Below are 17542 nucleotides of genomic sequence, written 5' to 3'. Positions count from 1 at the left end.
TCCTTGGCGCCCTGCCCCTGCCCGGCCGCGGCGGAATGTACAGAGCGAGGCCGAACTCCTTAGTCAACTTACTTGTCCTTCTTGGCGGAGCGTGATACCTGCCTCCCCCACATGAAGAAGCTGCTCCTCTATTCCAGCGCATTCGTGCTCGGAACCCTCCTGATCCTACTGGGGGCCGGCTGGATTCTCTTCCGGGGAACGTTCGGCCAGCCGCCAATGAAGAATTCGATCGAGGGAGCGCGACTCCCCGACGACGTGACGACCGAACGTCGCCAGGAGCAAGCCGAGGCCGCCGCACGTATCGGCGCCCCGGGCGACTCCAGCCAGATTCTCTTCGGGGACCTTCATGTTCACACGACCTTTTCGATCGACGCGTTCGCGTTCAGCCTGCCGGTATTCCAAGGGGAAGGTGCGCACCCTCCTGCGGATGCTTGTGACTTCGCCCGCTACTGTGCCGGACTAGATTTCTGGAGCATCAACGATCACGCCGAGGCGTTAGCCCCGCGCCTCTGGAGCGAGATCAAAGACTCGATCCGCCAGTGCAACGCGGTAGCCGGGAGCCCGGAGAACCCAGACGTCGTTGCGTTTCTCGGGTGGGAGTGGACGCAGGCTTCCCCGACCCCGGAGGGCCACTTCGGCCACAAGAACGTGATCCTTCTCGGGACGGCGGAAGACGAGGTTCCAACCCGACCCATCGCTGCGACCGACGGCGGGATCGACAGCTTGCGGGCCATGCGCTTTGCCAGCGTGGCGGACCCGCTTCGCGCCGCCGACTACCAAGACTTCAACCGATACGTACGGGAGAGCTACGAGATCGAACGGTGTCCGGTGGGCCGGCCGGTGCGAGAGCTACCGACAGACTGCTACGAGGAGGCGGCCACCCCAGGGGTCTTGTTTGAAAAGCTCGACGAGTGGGGCTTCCCCGCCTTGGTCATTCCGCACGGGACGACCTGGGGGATCCACGCACCCCCGACCGCTTCGCTCGGGCACCAACTCTCGACGCGGCAGCACGACCCACAGCGCCAGCGACTGTTCGAGGTGTATTCCGGGCACGGCGCCTCCGAAACCTATCGAGACCTGCGGCACGTGATCCCCGATGGCGACGGCGGCTACTCCTGCCCAGAGCCGAGCGACGACTTCGAGCCCTGCTGCTGGCGAGCCGGCGAGATCCTCCGCGATCGCTGCGGCGCCTTGCCGAGCGAGGACTGCGAGGAACGAGTCGCTCGAGCGCGGCAGAACTTCGTCGATGCGGCGGTCGCGGGCGGGGCGCAGGCCGTATTCCGACACGAGGTCGTGCCCGGCTCCACGCCCGAGGACTGGCTCAATTGCGGCCAGATCCAGAACGAGTTCCTGCCGGCCTTCACCTACCGTCCCGGAATGAGCGCACAGTCGGGACTCGCGCTCGGAGACTTCTCCGCAGACGGCCCGCCGGCGCGCTTTCGGTACGGACTGATCGGCTCGAGCGACACCCACGCCGCACGACCCGGGACGGGCTATAAGGAAGTCCACCGGACCGGGATGAGCGATGCCCGCGGGATGGACCTCGGCTTCTCGTCGAGCGCCAAGGCTCGCCCCCCTCGGTCGATCCCCCCCGAGGAGATCTCGGCCATCAATTCTTCGATGGACGAACGCAGCGCCTCGTTTTTCTATACCGGGGGACTCGCAGCGGTGCACTCAGCCGGACGGAGTCGCGAAGCCATCTTCGACGCACTCGAGCGGCGCGAGGTGTACGGCACCTCCGGGGACCGGATTCTTCTGTGGTTCGATCTCCTCGCGGCCGAGGGCCGGCGACCGATGGGATCCGAGATCAGCCTCGGAGAGATCCCCCGATTCGAAGTGCGCGCCGTCGGAGCCTTCGAGCAGCTGCCCGGCTGCCCCGAACACGTCCGGGAGGGTCTCACACCCGAGCGACTCCACCGCCTCTGTCTAGACGAGTGCTACTCGCCCTCCGACCAGCGCAAGCGCATCTCACAAATCGAAGTCGTCCGCATCCACCCGCAGCGGACGCCGGACGAACCCTTGGCACAGCTCATCGAGGATCCGTGGCTCACCCTCCCCTGCCCGGAAAGCCGGGAGGGGTGCATCGCGCAGTTCGAGGATGCGGACTTCGTCGGGTCGGGTCGCGAGACCGTCTACTATGTCCGCGCGATTCAAGCGCCCAGTCTCGCGGTGAACGGCGACACGCTTCGCTGCGAGCGAGACGCGGACGGGAACTGCACGTCCATGGCTCCCTGCTTCCCCACCGGACCAGACTCCGACCCCACCGACGATTGCCTCGCGCCTGTGCAGGAACGAGCGTGGTCCTCGCCCATCTTCGTTCAGCCCGTCGAACGACCGACAGCCCGCTCCACCTCCACCTCCACCTCCACCTCCACCGACGAGCGAGCGGATCCGAGAGAGAGAGACCACGACTCCGATGCGTAGATTGAAGTGGATCTGGATGGGCCTACTCTGCCTCGTTGGGTTCCTCGTCGTCGTCGCACTGATCGCCTGGGCCAGCTTCGAGATTCAGGACTACCGCGCGCGAGCCGCTCTCGGCCCTGCCGCTCCGAAGGTCAGCGCCGCCGGACGGTCCGTCCGCGATCTGAACAGGAATGGCCGCGTCGACCCATACGAAGACCCGACGCAGCCGCTCGAACGCAGAGTCGAGGATCTCCTCGGCCAGATGAACATCGCGGAGAAGGTCGGCCTCATGTTCCAGCCGCCGATCTTCCTCGGATCGGACGGGCATCTCGTCGGGAATCCCTTCCAGCAGGGCTTCTCAACCGTCGATGCGGTTGCGTTGCGTCAGTTCCGAGCCTTCAACATCGTCAATGCCGGGTCGCCGCGCGAGATGGCGGCGTGGAACAACCGACTTCAAGAGATGGCCGAACGCTCACGCCTCGGCATCCCGGTGACCATCAGCTCGGATCCCCGCCACGGGCTCCGCGACGAAGGCATTGCGACGAGCGTCCGAACGGAGGGCTTCTCGCTGTGGCCAGAGCCGATCGGGTTGGCCGCGACGGGCGACGCCGCTCTCGTCCGACAGTTCGGCGAGATCGCGAACCTCGAATACCGAGCCGTGGGCATCCGCCTAGCGCTGCACCCAATGGCCGACCTCGCAACGGAGCCGCGCTGGGCCCGGATCGTCGGTAGCTTTGGCGAAGATGCCGAGCTCTCGGCGAAGATGACCCACGCCTACGTGCTCGGGTTTCAAGGCGAGAGCCTCGGGGAGGAGAGCGTGGCATGCATGACCAAGCACTTCCCGGGCGGTGGACCGCAGGCAGACGGTTGGGACGCGCACTTCAGCTACGGCGGCGACCAGGCGTACCCCGGCGACAACTTCGACTACCACCTGATCCCCTTCGAGGCCGCGCTCGACGCAGGAACCGCTCAAATGATGCCGTACTACGGCGTGCCCGTAGGCCAGACGAGTGAGGATGTCGCGATGGGCTTCAATCGCGAGATCCTCACCGATCTACTGCGTGAGAAGTACGGCTTCGACGGTGTCGTCTGCGCGGACTGGGGCATCGTCGCCCCGCTCGGCTTCGGCCCGATCGAAATGGTCCACGCAAAGGCACATGGAGTGTGGGATCTGACCATCCCGGAGCGTTACGTGAAGGCGCTCGACGCCGGAATCGATCAGTTCGGAGGGCAGATCTACCCAGAGCCGCTGATCGAACTCGTCGAGAGCGGGAAGGTGCCGGAATCACGCATCGACGTTTCGGTACGCCGGCTGCTCCGGGACAAGTTCCGCCTTGGCCTGTTCGACGACCCGTACGTCGACGTGGAGCGTGCCGGGGCAATCTGCGGGAACCCCGAGTTCATGGCCGCCGGAGAGATCGCCCAGCGCAAGTCCATCATCTTGCTCCAGAACGAGGTGCGCCCTACGGCGAGCAGGGCGACTCTCCCCCTCGCGCGGGACGTGCGGGTGTATGTGGAAGGCTTCGACCCTTCGATCGTCGCGGGCTACGCAACCGTCGCCGAATCTCTCGAAGACGCCGACTTCGCACTCGTGCGGACACATACGCCGTACGAGCCGGCACCTGCGGGGAATGGAATCGGCGACCGGATCTTCGGAGCGATCTTCAACCAGGGCGCTCTCGACTATCGAGGGGACGAGCTCGAACGCCTCCAGAAGATCGCCGCGACCCGGCCCACAGTTCTGGCCATCTACCTCGAACGACCTGCCGTACTCACCAACGTCGCAGAGAAGACATCGGCGATCCTGGCGCACTTCGGGGCGACGGATGAGGCGTTGCTCGATGTCGCGTTCGGCCGGTTCGCGCCGACTGCCAAGCTCCCGTTCGAACTCCCGTCGTCCATGCAAGCCGTCGAGGCGCAGAGCGAAGACGTACCGTACGACTCGGACCGCCCACTCTTCCCGTTCGGGTTCGGTCTCTCCTACGACGCAAATCCCGAGGCTCACTGACTTATACTTGGTCAATTAACTTGACAACTTTGCCACCGACGCGATACGTGGCAACCAGCTACCAGCCTAGTACGGAGACGCACCAGATGACGACGACCGAGCATGGCCCTTACGTGACTTTCGAGAAAGACGGGGCGGTCGCCCGCATCATCCTAAACGACCCGAAGCGAGCGAACGCGCAAACCTCCGAGATGGTCTGGGGCGTCGACGACGCGCTGACGCAGGCCCGGCGCGACCACGAGGTGAAGGTGGTCATCTTGAAGGCGAACGGGAAAGGCTTCTCTTCCGGCCATATACCTACGGGGGACTACCCCGAGTTCCAAGCGAATCGGGAAGCCAAAGGCACTGTCTGGGAGGGGCAGACCGAGCTGTTCCTCACGCCCATGCTCACACTGTGGGAGTTCCCGAAGCCTACGATCGCCCAAGTCCACGGCTACGCGCTCGGAGGGGGGTCGTACTGGGCACTGCTTCCCGATCTCACCATCGCCTCGGAAGACGCCTACTTTCAGATGCCGCTCGTACAGGGGATGGGGCTTCCTGGCGGTGAAACGATGATCGAGCCGTGGCTCTTCATGAACTGGAAGAAGACCGCGGAGTATCTCCTCACGTCACAGACCTTGAGCGCGGCAGACGCACTCGCAGCAGGGATCATCAATCGCGTCGTGCCACGGGACGACCTCGAGCGAACCACCGAGGAGTTGGCACATCGCATTGCCAAGGCTCCAGGCTCGACCCTCGTGGCCACCAAAGTCATGATCCGGCGCGCCTGGGAGCTCATGGGAATGCGCATGCACCAGCAGATGTCGAACGATCTTGTGGCCGTGGTGAGCTCCCACCGCGATTTCCGGGACAAGCTCGAGAGCCTCATGGAATCGCAGCGCAAACCGCGACAAGCTACTGAGAGAAGCGAGTAGCGACGAGCCTGGAGGATCTATTGCGTTGGGTCGGGATACTGTTGGGGCTGGTCGCGGTCCTGTGTGTCGCATTCGTTCTCCATCTGCGGACGCTGGCCGCTAGCCCGGATCCCGTGTTCGTGATCGAGCACGAAATCGAGATCGCCGCCCCTCCGGAAGATGTCTGGCGCGTATTGACCGACTTCGCCGCCTATCCCGAGTGGAACCCCTACGTCTTGCGCTTGGGCGGCACCCTCGAACCCGGCGGCGCGATCGCGGTCACGATCGCCCAGAGCAATTGGCCGAAGCCGCTCACGGTACACCCGACGATCGTGACGCTCGACGCACCGCGCGAGCTCCGATGGCACGGCAGCGCCCTGACGACGGGCTTTCTCGAGACGGACCACTACTTTCGGCTCGAGCCCCTCGCGGGGAACCGAACGCGACTGCGTCACGCAGAGGAGTTCCGCGGCTGGCGTGCGCTGCGCATCGACAACGAGGAGCATCACCAGCATACGCGCGCCGCGTTCCAGGCCATGAATCGAGCGCTCGCGGCGCGGGTGGGAGACGAACAGTGAGCACTCTAAGGCGGGCTTTCTCGGTGACGGTTTTCCCGGTCCTCTTCGGGGGGCTGATGATCTACGCCTATCGCGAGATCCCCGAACGCGGCAGCGCCGTCATCGGCATCCTGGCCGCCGTATCGTACACCGTAGTCTCGTTGCTCGAACGCGTCTTCCCTCACTCCAAGAGCTGGAAGCACTACTTTCGCCATGACCTGCTCCCCGATGGACTGTTCCTCGCCACCAACAACCTCCTCAGCGGCTTTCGAGATGCTGCCGTTCAAACCACGGGCTTGTTCGTTGCCGCGCAGTTCGCCGGGACAGTGGGCTTTCACCTCTGGCCGACGTCATGGCCGCTTTGGGGACAATGGGCTCTGGCTCTGGTCGTGTACGAGTTCGGTCACTATTGGGCCCACCGCGCGGCTCACGAAGTCCCGTTACTGTGGCGACTCCACTCGTTGCACCACAGCCCTTCGCGGCTCTACTTCCTGAACGCGGCCCGCTTTCATCCCTTCGACACGATCTGGCTGGGCTTCGTCAGCAGCGTGCCCCTGCTCGCGATGGGCGCACCGCGGACCGTGCTCCTCCTGGTCGCATCGGTTGGCGTCGTGCATGGCGTTTTGCAGCACGCGAACGTCGAACTTCGTCTCGGCCCACTCAACTGGGTCTTCAGCACCGCCGAGCTTCACCGCTGGCACCACTCCAAGACGCCGGAAGAGGCGAACACGAACTACGGGACCAACTTGATCGTGTGGGACACAGTCTTCGGCACACGTTTCCTGCCCGACCGCAGCCCTCCGGAGGACATCGGGATCACCGAGCCCGCCGCCTATCCCAAGGGATTCTTTGGGCCGCTGCTTGCCCCGTTCCGTTGGCGCCGGCTGAACGACAGAGGGTCGTCAGGGCCATTGACCTCATTTAGTCAATTTCCTTGACAAAATGTGCGACAAGCGCATAGGTTGCCGGCGGAAGGAGGAGACCCGGTTCATGGATGACTGCCGACAAGGAAATGCGCCAACGACCGCCATCGTTGCCCTTCTCGCACTCGTGGTGTTCTCGCCACCACCGTCCGCCACCGCGCAGACCGACCCCGCCGGGGCCCCCAGCAGCTATCTCGAGAACATCGAGACCCCGGGCGACGTCGGAGGCACGGAGGCCGAGGTCGACGCCGGCCCGGCAGAGGCGCAGCGTGGCGAGACCGGCGCACCAGTGCCCGGTGTGTCGCCACGCCAACTCGCGCGCGTTGAAGAAATCGTCGTCCAAGCCCGCAAGCGGTCGGAGTTTCTCGAAGACACTCCGATCTCCGTGACGGCCCTCAGCGCCGCCAGCCTACGCGAGTCGAACATCCAGAGGACGGACCAACTCGCCGAGCTGGTACCAAATCTGGTCTTCACGGAAGCCCGCACGACAAACGCGGCCCGAGCCCGAATCCGCGGTGTCGGCACCACGACGGGGGAAGTCGCCTTCGACCCAGGCGTCGGCACGTACGTCGACGGCGTCTATCTGCCGCGCGGCGGCAAGATCATCGACGTGCTCGACATCGAGCAAGTCGAGGTGCTGCGCGGTCCGCAGGGGACCCTCTTCGGCAAGAACACCGTCGGCGGCGCCATCAGCCTGACGACCGTGAAGCCGCACGAGGAGCTCGAGGGATTCGTCTTCGTTCGCCCCGGGAGCCGCGGTCAGCTCCGATCGCGCTGGATGATGAACGTGCCGATCGCGCTCGGCTGGCTGAAGGACAAGCTCTTCAGCCGCGTTGCCGTTGCGACCGCCAACAATCGGGGATGGGTCTTCAACGAGGCTCAGGACAACTACGAGAGCAACCTGAACTCCGTCACCTTCCTCGGCTCGCTCCGGTTCCTGCCGATCGACGACCTGACCATCGACGTGAGCGGCTCATGGGACCGCTCGATGTCGCACCGGCGGGGACGCCGCTGCCAATACCAACAGCCCGGCGCCCTCACCCCGCTGTTCCCCGATCTGCAGGCCGCCTGCGAAGCGTCGGAACCGTTCCGCGTCAGCACGAACTTCCCCAACAGCGATCACCAATTGAGCTACGGCGCCTGGGGTACCATCAACTACGACATCGGCGACGTCGGTCCTCTCGACAGCTTCTCCGTCAAGTCGATTACATCCTGGCGCGAGCAGAAAACCAACAAGTACACGTCCGAGGACATCGACACGACCGAGATCTTCGTAACACAGCTGTCGACTCTGCCAGGACAACCCGGCTTCCAACAGTTCCAGCAAGAGCTCCAGCTGAACGGCACGGCCTGGGACGACCGCATCGCCTTCATCGGAGGCTTCTTCGGCTTCTGGGACAAGGGCGGTGACGTGGGCGGCGCGGGCGGCGGCGGTGTTACGGAAACCGGGACCGGCTTCCGCAGCATCGGCCAAACCAGCATCGACAACTTCACATGGGCTCTCTTCACCCAAGCGACCGCCAAACTCACCGACTTCATGAGTCTCACAGGCGGCGTGCGCTACACCGAAGACACGAAGCGAAACTCGATCGCCAACCAGGCACTCACGGAAGAGCAACTCGCCCTGATCCGCGCCAACCCCGCTTTGGTTCCGGACCTCTTCGCCCAGGAGGGAACATCGATCGAGTCGGGCGAGGAGACCTTCACGCGATGGACACCGATGGGCAGCATCTCCTTCTTCGCACCGGAGAACTGGCTCGACGCCGCCGCCCTCGACCATCTCATGACGTACTTCTCATACTCGCAAGGATTCCGAGGCGGCGGGTTCAATACAGTCATCGATCCGCTGCAGGAGGACCTGCTCTCCTTCGAGCCCGAAACGATCGAGAACTTCGAGGTCGGCATCAAGACGATCGGCTGGGACCAACGCGTGACGTTCAACCTTTCGCTGTTCTACATGAACTTCGACGACATCCAGGTGCTCCAGAACGTCGCGTTCGACAACCCCGACGATCCGGACACCCCGATCATCCGGCGCATCACGACCAACGCCGCAAAGGCACGCAGCAAGGGCCTCGAGGCCGAGCTCCAAACGGTCCCGATCGATGGCCTCCAGATCACCGGGAACATCGGCGTACTCGATGCAAAGTTCACGGAGTTCGTCGACGCCAGCGGAAACGATCGATCCGGCAACCGGTTCGGAGAACCAAAGTTCACGAGCTTCCTGGCGGTTCAGTACTCGCTCCCCGTGACGGTGGGCAGCACCTGGCTCGACGGCTGGCTCACGCCACGTCTTCAGTGGTCCTACACCGGCCAGCGATTCTTCGGCGCTCTCAGCAACCCTTCTGCCTTCCAGCGGGGCTACAACAAGCTCGATGCGCGACTGTCCTATGACTTCCTCGACAACAGCGCACAGGTCGCCCTCTGGGGGATCAATCTCACGAACGAGGAGTACCTGGCCTCCGCGGAAGACTTGGTCGGCGTGTTCGGATTCTCCTCACAGAACTACGCGTCGCCGATCACGTTTGGCGGAGAGATGAGCTATCGATTCTGAGGAACACGACGGCGACGTCCGGGCCGCCCCTTCCGACTACGCCTGTACTCTCCCCGCCCTGCTGAGATGGGCTGCCGATCGGTTCGCCGATGGCGAGTTCCTCGTCGACGGCGAAGAGCGACTCCGCTACCGCGAGGTCGACCGCCAGGCCGCGCTCTGGGCGCGAGGACTCCTCGCTTCCGGGGTGGGCAAGGGGACGCGCGTCGGAATCCTCATGCCCAACGGCGCGGACTTCGTCGTCGCCTTCCTTGCCACGACGCGCATCGGCGCAATCGCTGTTCCACTCAGCACGCTTTACCAATCCCGGGAGCTGCTCGAGGTACTGCGACACGCCGACATCCACACCCTCTTGACCGTGGCGGCGTATCGGTCGCACGACTACCTGGCCAAGCTCGAGCAAGCCGTGCCCCCTCTCCTGGATGCGACGGGTCCCGCGCTGTTCGTCCCGGCACTCCCCTCTCTCCGAACGGTTCGCGTTTGGGGCAGCTGCGATCGCGGATGGGCTGTGCCCGGGCCGGAGGGACTAGCGGCCGCGGCCGCCGCAACGAAGGCCGTCGACGACCCATTTCTGCGAGCCATCGAAGCGGAAGTGACGCCGGCCGACACGGCCGTCATGATCTACACCTCGGGCAGTAGCGGGACGCCGAAGGGCGTCGTCCATACCCACGGCACGGTCATCCGTCATACCTACGCCGCAGGGCTGCGCTTTCACAGCGACCTCCACGCTGGCGACCGGCTGTACACGACACAGCCGTTCTTCTGGATCGGCGGACTGGCGTTGTGTGTTCTTGGGTGCCTGCAACGCGGCGCCGTTCTACACTGCGATACGGGGCTGGACGAGGACGGCATCCTCGACCTCGTTCTGCGCGAGCGGATCACCCACGTTCTCGGGATGGGCCACACGACGGCGGCTCTGATGGCGCACCCACGGATGAAGAGTGACGATTTCGGCTTCGTCCGCTTCGGGCTCATCCGGACGCGCGATGCGGAGGGCCAGCTACCCCCCGCAGCCCGGATCCCCAACCGTCTAGGAATGACCGAGAGCTTTGGACAGCATAGCCTGGAGTCGAGCGGCTCCATTTTGCCTGCGGAGAACGCTGGATCGTTCGGGCGCGGACTTGCGAGCATCGAGCGACGCATCATGGATCTAGACACCCGAGAGCCGGCGGCGCCGGGGGTGCTGGGCGAGTTGTGGATCCGCGGAAGCGCTCTCATGCAGGGGATCTACAAGTGCGAGCGAGAAGACGTTTTCGAGCGCGACGGGTTCTACCGCACAGGGGACCTCTGTCGCATCGACGAGGAGGGCTACCTCTACTTCGAGGGCCGCTTCGACGAGCTCGTAAAGGTACGTGGGGCCGGCGTCTCGCTTCGAGAGATCGAGGTCGTACTCGAATCGCTTCCTGAAGTTCACCGCGCCGGGGTCGTCGCGGTCGACTGTAGCGAGGGCAAAGCCCTGGTCGCCGCCGTTGTGCTCACACAGGGGGCCAGCGCCACGGGAGAGACCCTCCGGACGCGCCTTCGCAGCGAGCTTTCGAGTTTCAAGGTCCCCAGGGTCGTCGTTCTCTTAGAAGAAGGGGAACTCCCACTGACGGCGAGCGGCAAGATACGCAAGGCACACCTGCAGAAACTGCTGAAGGCCAGGCTCCCCGGACGGGGCGAGCCACGAGGCCCTCAAACAAGACAAGCAGATTGACGACTAGCGGGAAAGTGTGCAGAGTCGTGCGGAAGTGCCGGGGCCGCACGACGCCGCCTGGCGGCTCGCCGAGCACACCACCGATGAGCCTGCGCACCCGAAAGGAACCCTCAGGATGACGTCTCCGAAGCTGCCCCGACGAATTCGCGACGGCCGTCGCGCCCGCACGAAGAAGAGGCGTTGAGCGATGGCGCAGGGCGCACGCGGTAAGGAGTACGTCCTCGCACCTGAGGAGGTTCTGGCGTTCGAGCGGGATGGCTATCTCGTTCTGCGGGAGTTCCTGCGCGAGGAGGAGATCGTGCCGATCGAAGAGGTCTACCAACGCTTCTTGCACGGGCAGTACGAGAACATGGGAAGGGACCTGTGCGACATGAGCGGTCCGTACTCACGCCCGTTCGCGGAGTTCAACATCGTGAACGCGATGCTCCCCCGAAAGTACGAGCCGTCCCTTCAAGGGAACCTCTTCGAGCGCCGAGCCGAGAGCGTCGCCCGTCAACTGGTCGGCGAGGACGCGACACTCGACTACGACCAGTTCCTCAGCAAGAGGCCGCGGCGTGACGCGGCCGCCTTCGCGTGGCATCAGGATCTCGGCTACTGGCCCACGGGGACCCCCGATACCCGAACGACCACGTGCTCACTCGCGTTGGATGACGCGACGCTTGGGAACGGATGCTTGCAGGTCGTCCCCGGCTCACACGTCGAACCGGATCTGCGCCGGCACCGCCCCATCTTGCGCACAGACTCAGGCGTGCGGGATGAGTCACACGCGCTCTCCGTGGACCTCGGACAAGACGACCGACTCGTGCCTCTGATCGTCAAACGCGGTGACGTGACCGTTCACAACGAGCGCATCGTGCACGGCTCCGGCGGCAACCCTAGCGCAGGCTGGCGCCGTACGTACGTGATCGCGCACCGGTCGCGCGAAACGGTCGCCTTTGAGCGGTCGATCGGGTTCACACATTCCCACAACGACGACGTTCAATGGACGACGCACCTCGGCGCCCTCGAAGAATGAGAAAAGTCCTCGCGGCCTTGGGCGGCACTGCGGCCGTGCTTCTTCTCTGCGGACTCGCGGCCGCGATCTGGCCAATGAGCGTTGGAATGGCCCTCTTTGACACCGTGGGCCCGTGGGTGTGGCCCATGATCGAACCGCATCTGAAGACCTTCCCGCCGTCACCGAATCGCGAGGCGAGCATCGCGGGCTCCCATCCCGTCGCGGTGTGCCAGCGCAGCCACGTGGACTTTGGAGAAACGGTCCGGGGCAATCAGAGCCTCGACGGGGTCTGGGAGATCGGTGAGGGGGCTCTTTCGGACACACCACCGCCGCAGTTCGACCACACCGTTCCGGTCCCCGGCCTCGTGACCGAGGCGTCGCCGCGCTTCGATTCCGTGGGGATCGAGAGCGACGACCGGGAAGCGTTCTGGTACCGCACCCGCTTCGTCGCACCCGAGTCCGGCCCAGGAAGAACGCAGGCCTTCCTCTGTCTGCACAAGGCGAAGTACGGGGTGAAGACGTGGCTCAACGGGGTGGCGCTCGGCGAGCATCATGGCGCCTTCACCGTGTCCGAGTATGACCTCACCGGCTCGGTTCATTGGGGCGCCGAGAACGAGCTGCTCGTCCGCGTCGGCGCGGACCGCAGTCGCATCCCCGATTTCGTGCCCGTCGGCTCCGACCAGGAGAAGGGTCGCTGGTTTCCCGGTCTCTGGGACTCGGTCACGGTCGTCTACACGGGAGAACACTCGATCGTGCGGATCAAGGTCGAGCCGGACGTGGAACGAGGCGTCGCCCGAATCCGAACCCTCGTACGGAATGGCACGGAAGAAGCCGCACGGCTCGATGTCGAGCACGAGGTCGTCGGCTGGACGTCGCCGCCCGCGCCGGCCGCATCCGTGGATGGCGGGATCGACATCCCCGCCGGAGAAACCCGAGAGATCGTGCGAGACGTTTCGCTACCAGATGCGCGACTCTGGACCCCCGAAGAGCCCGCGCTACAGCGCCTTCACACGACAGTCCATCATCAAGGAGCGGCCACAGACGATCGCGTCGTCCGATTCGGCATGCGCGAAGTGGAGTGGCGTGGAGGTGAGGACGGCGGCTTCTTCCTGAACGGCCGTCGCTATCCGCTCCGAGGAACGAACATCGCATTCCACCGGTTCCTCGAGGACCAAGATCGGGGGACCCTCCCGTGGGAGCGTCCGTGGGTCGAGCGACTTCTCGGGGAGCTGCCGAAAGAGATCGGCTGGAACTCGGTGCGCTTCCACGTCGGACGCGCGCCAAACCTCTGGTACGACGTGGCGGACGAAGTGGGGCTGATCGTGACGGACGAGTTTCACGTGTTCGCGCCGTTCGCCCCCGGATCCGAAGTCGCGCAGTGGTCTTTGGTGGAGATGCAAAAGGAGTACACGGGCTGGGTTCAGGAGAGTTGGAACCATCCGTCGATCGGCTGGTGGGACGCATCGAATGAGACCAACAGTCCGCTGCCGTACGAACTCGTGCCGAGACTGCGTGCTCTCGACGAGACCCGCGCCTGGGAGTCGGGGAGCTACGGCGCACCCGACCGTGTCGACGATCCCCTGGAGGAACATCCCTACATCCTGAACGGCACCTCCTTCATGAACCCCAACGCACGCGACTACAACCTGGACGACCTCGACCATCACCCGGGTCGACCGCCACTGAAGGCCGGGACGGGGGTGTTCTCCACCTGGGAAGACCCAAACGCCGGCAATCATCCCTACATCAACAACGAGTACGGCTGGCTCTGGCATACGAGGGACGGGCGCAAGCCGACCCCACTCACGAAGAAGGCATTCGAGAGACTCTCCGGCGGAGCAGAGCTTTCGCCAGAGGAACGACGCGAGATGTACGCCTACGTCATCTCCGAACTCACGGGACTGTGGCGAACACGGCGCGGCTACGCGGGCGTGCAACACTTCCTGTACCTCGGCAAGTGCACCGACCCGGAGACCGTCCGCGACGACTGGGAGCCAAAGGACGCTAGCCACACCTGCGACAACTTCGTAGACGTCCCGAACCTAGTGCTCGAACCTCGCTGGCGGCGCTATGCACGCGATGCGTTCGCTCCCGTCGCGATCTATCTGGAGCGCTGGTCGGATGCGTTCTACGAACGCGGCGAGCGAGTCGAAGTCCCCGTGACGGTGATCAACGACGAACACGAGCCGGTGCGTGGCCGCATTCGAGTCATCGCCGCGTCGTCCGATGGCCGGCAACTCGCGGCTTCCGCGGAGCAGGAGGTCATCGTGCCCGCGATCGGTCGTGAGGAGGCCGTCCTCATCATCGACATTCCCGACGAGACGGGCTTCGTGTTGTACGCGGAGATCACGGCCCCGGGGCGGCCCACTGCGACGAGCCGGCGCAAGATCGGGCTCCGCCACCCTGGCGTCTTGATCGCGCCCCGGCCCGCGTCAGCACCCACGACCCGGTAGTCCGCGAAAACCCGCAACGCCCCACCTGGATGGCGAGGTGTCGGAGACGACGTCGGGCGCGGCCCAGTGCACGAAGTGGCCGGCGGGCCAATGGGGCCGTTGATGTCTGCTACCGCCAGCCTCAGCCCAGTGCCGGTTCGCTGTCGCTTAGGGCGAAGTCTCGCCCCTTGAACAGGAGCGGCTCTCCCGACGCCCGCGAGGGCTCGACGAACTCCTGGATCCCCTCGAACATGAACTTCTACTCCGAGATCGCCGTCTCTGCGCCGGGCCGAAAACGCGGGGCAGGTCATCTGCTTGCAAGCCGAAACGCTGCTCAGAGGCATGCTCGAGCCGTTGGTACACCTGCACCTCGTCTGCTCGGACCCGGATTACGTGAAGCAGTTCGGAGAAGGCGAGCTCTTTCACACCAAGACGATCTTGACCATCGGTTCGGAAGGCAGGTACCCCTGGGCGAAGAAGGCGGACCGAGAATGGGCCAAAAGCCGCCTCGATGAGATCCGAAAGCAGATTGCGGACACGGAGGTGTCAACCCCCGAAGACAAGCACGAGCTCTTCAGGCGTGCCGGTTTCCTCCCCGCGGGATCAGCGACAATTACTTCTGCCGGTCGTCGCGCAGCAGCCGACGGCGACGAAAGGGGCGATGTCGTGCGAAGCCCCATCCCCACGCCAACCCCAAGGAGCCGCGGCGATCGTCAATCCTTCGTGTCGGGCCGTCGTCGAGATCTGCTCCCGTTCCGAACCAGGTGCTCCCGAAGAGCTCGCGCTACCAGGACTGTCAGTGTGACCTCCTCGGCCTTCGCGGCCTTTCTCGCGGCGTCTCGGAGCTCTGGGTCGATCGCGACCGTTAACAGCACCTTCCCTTTGGGGACTCGCGTCGGCACGGGCACGGGTTAGCACGCGAGCGCTGCACGGGTACAGCGTTCGGCAGCCAGATCCCAAGCAGAATTCACCCATTGACCCCTACTGTACCCATGGGCATAGTAGGGGTCAAATGAGGTCAGACTCAGATGTGAGGGTGCCCGGAACGCCGCCTGCCTCTCCGCCAGCGGACATGCGCCCTGTCCTGGACCATCTCGCGCGCCTCCTCGCTGAGGAGTACAGCGCACGGCGGCGGCACGCGCTCTCGCTCGACAGCCAGGATTCCGAGAGCGCATGAGAGCGGCGATCTACGCACGCTACTCCTCCGACAACCAGCGCCCTGAGAGCATCGACGACCAGGTCCGCTCGTGTCGAGGTCTGGCATCTCAACACGACCTCACTGTCGATCCGAGCCACATCTTCACCGACGAAGCCAAGTCGGGCGCGCTTCGTGCCAGGGCCGGCTTGGACCGCCTACGGGCGGCAGCCGCGGACGGGGCTTTCGAAACCCTCCTCATCGACGACCTCTCACGTCTCTCTAGGGACAACCACTACCTCCTCACCCTCTACGCCGAGTTCCGCTTCCACGGCGTCCGGATCCTCTCGCGCGCCGACAGCCTAGACAGTGAAGACGATCGCTCCAAGCTCGGCTTCCAGATGCGCGGCATCGTGAACGAGCTCTTCCTCGACGATCTGCGCGAGAAGACGCTCCGGGGACAGAAGGGGCAGAAGGCTCGTGGATTCTCCGTCGGCGAAGCGACGTTCGGGTATCGCTCCGAGCCTGTCGGGGAGATGCGCGTCGACCGGCGGGGCCGGCCTCGCCCGGAGGGTTACCGGATGCGGCCCTACCCGCCTGAGGTCGACGTCGTTCGACAGATCTTCCGAGACTTTGCGGGCGGCATCTCAATCAAGGCCATCGTCGCGAATCTGAACGCGCGCGGCGTGCCCGGGCGCACCGGCCTCCGGAAGCGCTGGTCGCCGTCTACGGTGAGCCGGATCCTAAAAAACGAGAAGTACATTGGCCGGTGGGTGTGGAATCGGACCGAAACGCGCCGCGATCCTCTCACCGGCCGCAAGCGCCGAATTCCCAAACCGGAATCCGAGTGGGACATCCGTGAAGACGAGGCGCTTCGGATCGTCACCGCCGACTGCTGGGAACAGGTGACGCGCCGTTGGCAGGAGGTCGACCGAGTCTGGCCCGCTCGTCGTGACAAGAAGGGCTCCCGAAGTCGCCAGCGGAGCTACGTCGAGACGAACCCCCCGCATCTCCTTTCCGGACTCCTTCGGTGCGCCGAATGCGGCAAGTCGATGGGCCAGGTGAGCGGCAAGAGCGGCGGCTACTACGGGTGTCTCGGCGCACCGAAAGCCACTTGCGACAACAAGCTCCTGGTTCGTCGCACGATCGCCGAGAAGTGCGTTCTTGCGGCCGTCCGGGAGCGTGTCTCGGACGCGGCCTCGATCCGCTACGTGCTCGAGCGCGTCGAGATCGAGGTGAAACGACTCCACGCCGACGTGCCCGAAGCGCTGAAGCTCACGCGAGGCAAGTTCGACGTCGAGGAGCGTCGGGTGGCGAACTTCATCGAGTTCATCGCCGAGGGGAAGGGCACCAAGGCCCTCGGGCAGGCACTCGAGGAGGCCGAGCGTGAGGTCGATCGCCTACGGGTCGAGATCGGGACCCTCGAGGCGACGGCGGAAGCAGTCTTCGAGGCGCCTCCGATCGAGTGGATCGCGGAGCGCCTGCGGCCGATCGGCGAGCTACTGAGGCGCCAGACCACGCGCTCGGCGCTCGTTCTGCGCCGCGTCTTGGGGCCAGTTCGGCTCCGCCCGGTGCGGCCCGAGGTCGGAAAGCCCTACTACCAAGCCGAAACTGCCCTCGAGGTCCTCGACCTGCTCGCGCAGGCCGAGTCCTCGGAAGGCGGTTCGAATTGGTCCCAACAGTGGAGGCGGGGGGAATCGAAAATCCCCTGGCGAGTAGGTCTCAGCACTTCTCAGCACTTTTTCTCGACGTGGGCACTCGAAAAGTCCTCCAGAACGCCAGCGGCTGCCCGCCTGCTGCCCGCCACGGGCAGGCACATGAAGGAGTCAGCAGTCAGCCAAAGGGGATTCACCCCCTTGGTCATCCTGGCGTGCGTCGCTGCTTGCGCCGACGGTTTCGGTGGTACTCGGCGACTGCTCCACGCGTAGCCAACTGCTTCTCGGCGTACCG

The 17542-nt window shown here is 64.7% G+C and carries 10 protein-coding genes; all 10 read left to right on the top strand.

Going from position 1 to position 17542, the window contains the following annotated elements; genetic code table 11:
- Window positions 1-111: 111 nt before the first annotated feature.
- The 10 genes from P8R42_07095 to P8R42_07050 all read left to right on the top strand — a co-directional run bounded on the left by P8R42_07095 (window position 112) and on the right by P8R42_07050 (window position 17520).
- Complete coding sequence (locus P8R42_07095; GenBank protein MDG2304410.1) at window positions 112-2424, top strand: DUF3604 domain-containing protein; 2313 nt, start codon at window positions 112-114, stop codon at window positions 2422-2424.
- Window positions 2417-4411 carry a glycoside hydrolase family 3 N-terminal domain-containing protein gene (locus tag P8R42_07090; GenBank protein MDG2304409.1) on the top strand — a complete coding sequence of 665 codons (1995 nt, stop codon included), beginning with the start codon at window positions 2417-2419 and terminating at the stop codon, window positions 4409-4411. The genes P8R42_07095 and P8R42_07090 overlap by 8 nt, the downstream gene beginning before the upstream one ends.
- An 86-nt stretch (window positions 4412-4497) precedes the next feature.
- Complete coding sequence (locus P8R42_07085; protein MDG2304408.1) at window positions 4498-5325, top strand: enoyl-CoA hydratase-related protein; 828 nt, start codon at window positions 4498-4500, stop codon at window positions 5323-5325.
- 41 nt (window positions 5326-5366) lie between these two features.
- Window positions 5367-5882, top strand: a complete 516-nt coding sequence (locus tag P8R42_07080; protein ID MDG2304407.1) for an SRPBCC domain-containing protein — start codon at window positions 5367-5369, stop codon at window positions 5880-5882.
- The gene (locus tag P8R42_07075) at window positions 5879-6799 is read left to right on the top strand and encodes a sterol desaturase family protein (protein MDG2304406.1); all 921 of its coding nucleotides are present in this window, start codon (window positions 5879-5881) and stop codon (window positions 6797-6799) included. Before P8R42_07080 ends, P8R42_07075 begins: the two co-directional genes overlap by 4 nt.
- 52 nt (window positions 6800-6851) lie before the next feature.
- Window positions 6852-9338 carry a TonB-dependent receptor gene (locus P8R42_07070; GenBank protein MDG2304405.1) on the top strand — a complete coding sequence of 829 codons (2487 nt, stop codon included), beginning with the start codon at window positions 6852-6854 and terminating at the stop codon, window positions 9336-9338.
- Between the two features lie 61 nt (window positions 9339-9399).
- Entirely contained in the window at window positions 9400-11031 is a 1632-nt protein-coding gene (locus tag P8R42_07065; protein ID MDG2304404.1) for a class I adenylate-forming enzyme family protein, read from the top strand.
- Between the two features lie 187 nt (window positions 11032-11218).
- On the top strand, window positions 11219-12046 hold the full coding sequence (locus P8R42_07060; protein MDG2304403.1) for a phytanoyl-CoA dioxygenase family protein: 828 nt from the start codon (window positions 11219-11221) through the stop codon (window positions 12044-12046).
- Window positions 12043-14478 (top strand): glycoside hydrolase family 2 TIM barrel-domain containing protein, encoded by a 2436-nt coding sequence (locus P8R42_07055; GenBank protein ID MDG2304402.1) that lies wholly within the window; start codon window positions 12043-12045, stop codon window positions 14476-14478. The genes P8R42_07060 and P8R42_07055 overlap by 4 nt, the downstream gene beginning before the upstream one ends.
- Before the next feature lie 1152 nt (window positions 14479-15630).
- On the top strand, window positions 15631-17520 hold the full coding sequence (locus P8R42_07050) for a recombinase family protein (protein ID MDG2304401.1): 1890 nt from the start codon (window positions 15631-15633) through the stop codon (window positions 17518-17520).
- Window positions 17521-17542 lie beyond the last annotated feature (22 nt).

It is taken from the genome of Candidatus Binatia bacterium, from assembly GCA_029243485.1.
Lineage (GTDB): Bacteria > Desulfobacterota > Binatia > UBA12015 > UBA12015 > VGTG01.
Note: the sequence above shows the minus strand (reverse complement) of the source record. Positions and strands in the feature narration are given on the sequence as shown.

What these genes read in the sequence shown, in the direction of transcription:
- P8R42_07060 (MDG2304403.1), top strand. Translation starts at nt 11,219, where the DNA reads ATGGCGCAGGGCGCACGCGGTAAGGAGTACGTCCTCGCACCTGAGGAG.
- P8R42_07095 (MDG2304410.1), top strand. Translation starts at nt 112, where the DNA reads ATGAAGAAGCTGCTCCTCTATTCCAGCGCATTCGTGCTCGGAACCCTC.
- P8R42_07085 (MDG2304408.1), top strand. Translation starts at nt 4,498, where the DNA reads ATGACGACGACCGAGCATGGCCCTTACGTGACTTTCGAGAAAGACGGG.
- P8R42_07050 (MDG2304401.1), top strand. Translation starts at nt 15,631, where the DNA reads ATGAGAGCGGCGATCTACGCACGCTACTCCTCCGACAACCAGCGCCCT.
- P8R42_07090 (MDG2304409.1), top strand. Translation starts at nt 2,417, where the DNA reads ATGCGTAGATTGAAGTGGATCTGGATGGGCCTACTCTGCCTCGTTGGG.
- P8R42_07055 (MDG2304402.1), top strand. Translation starts at nt 12,043, where the DNA reads ATGAGAAAAGTCCTCGCGGCCTTGGGCGGCACTGCGGCCGTGCTTCTT.
- P8R42_07070 (MDG2304405.1), top strand. Translation starts at nt 6,852, where the DNA reads ATGGATGACTGCCGACAAGGAAATGCGCCAACGACCGCCATCGTTGCC.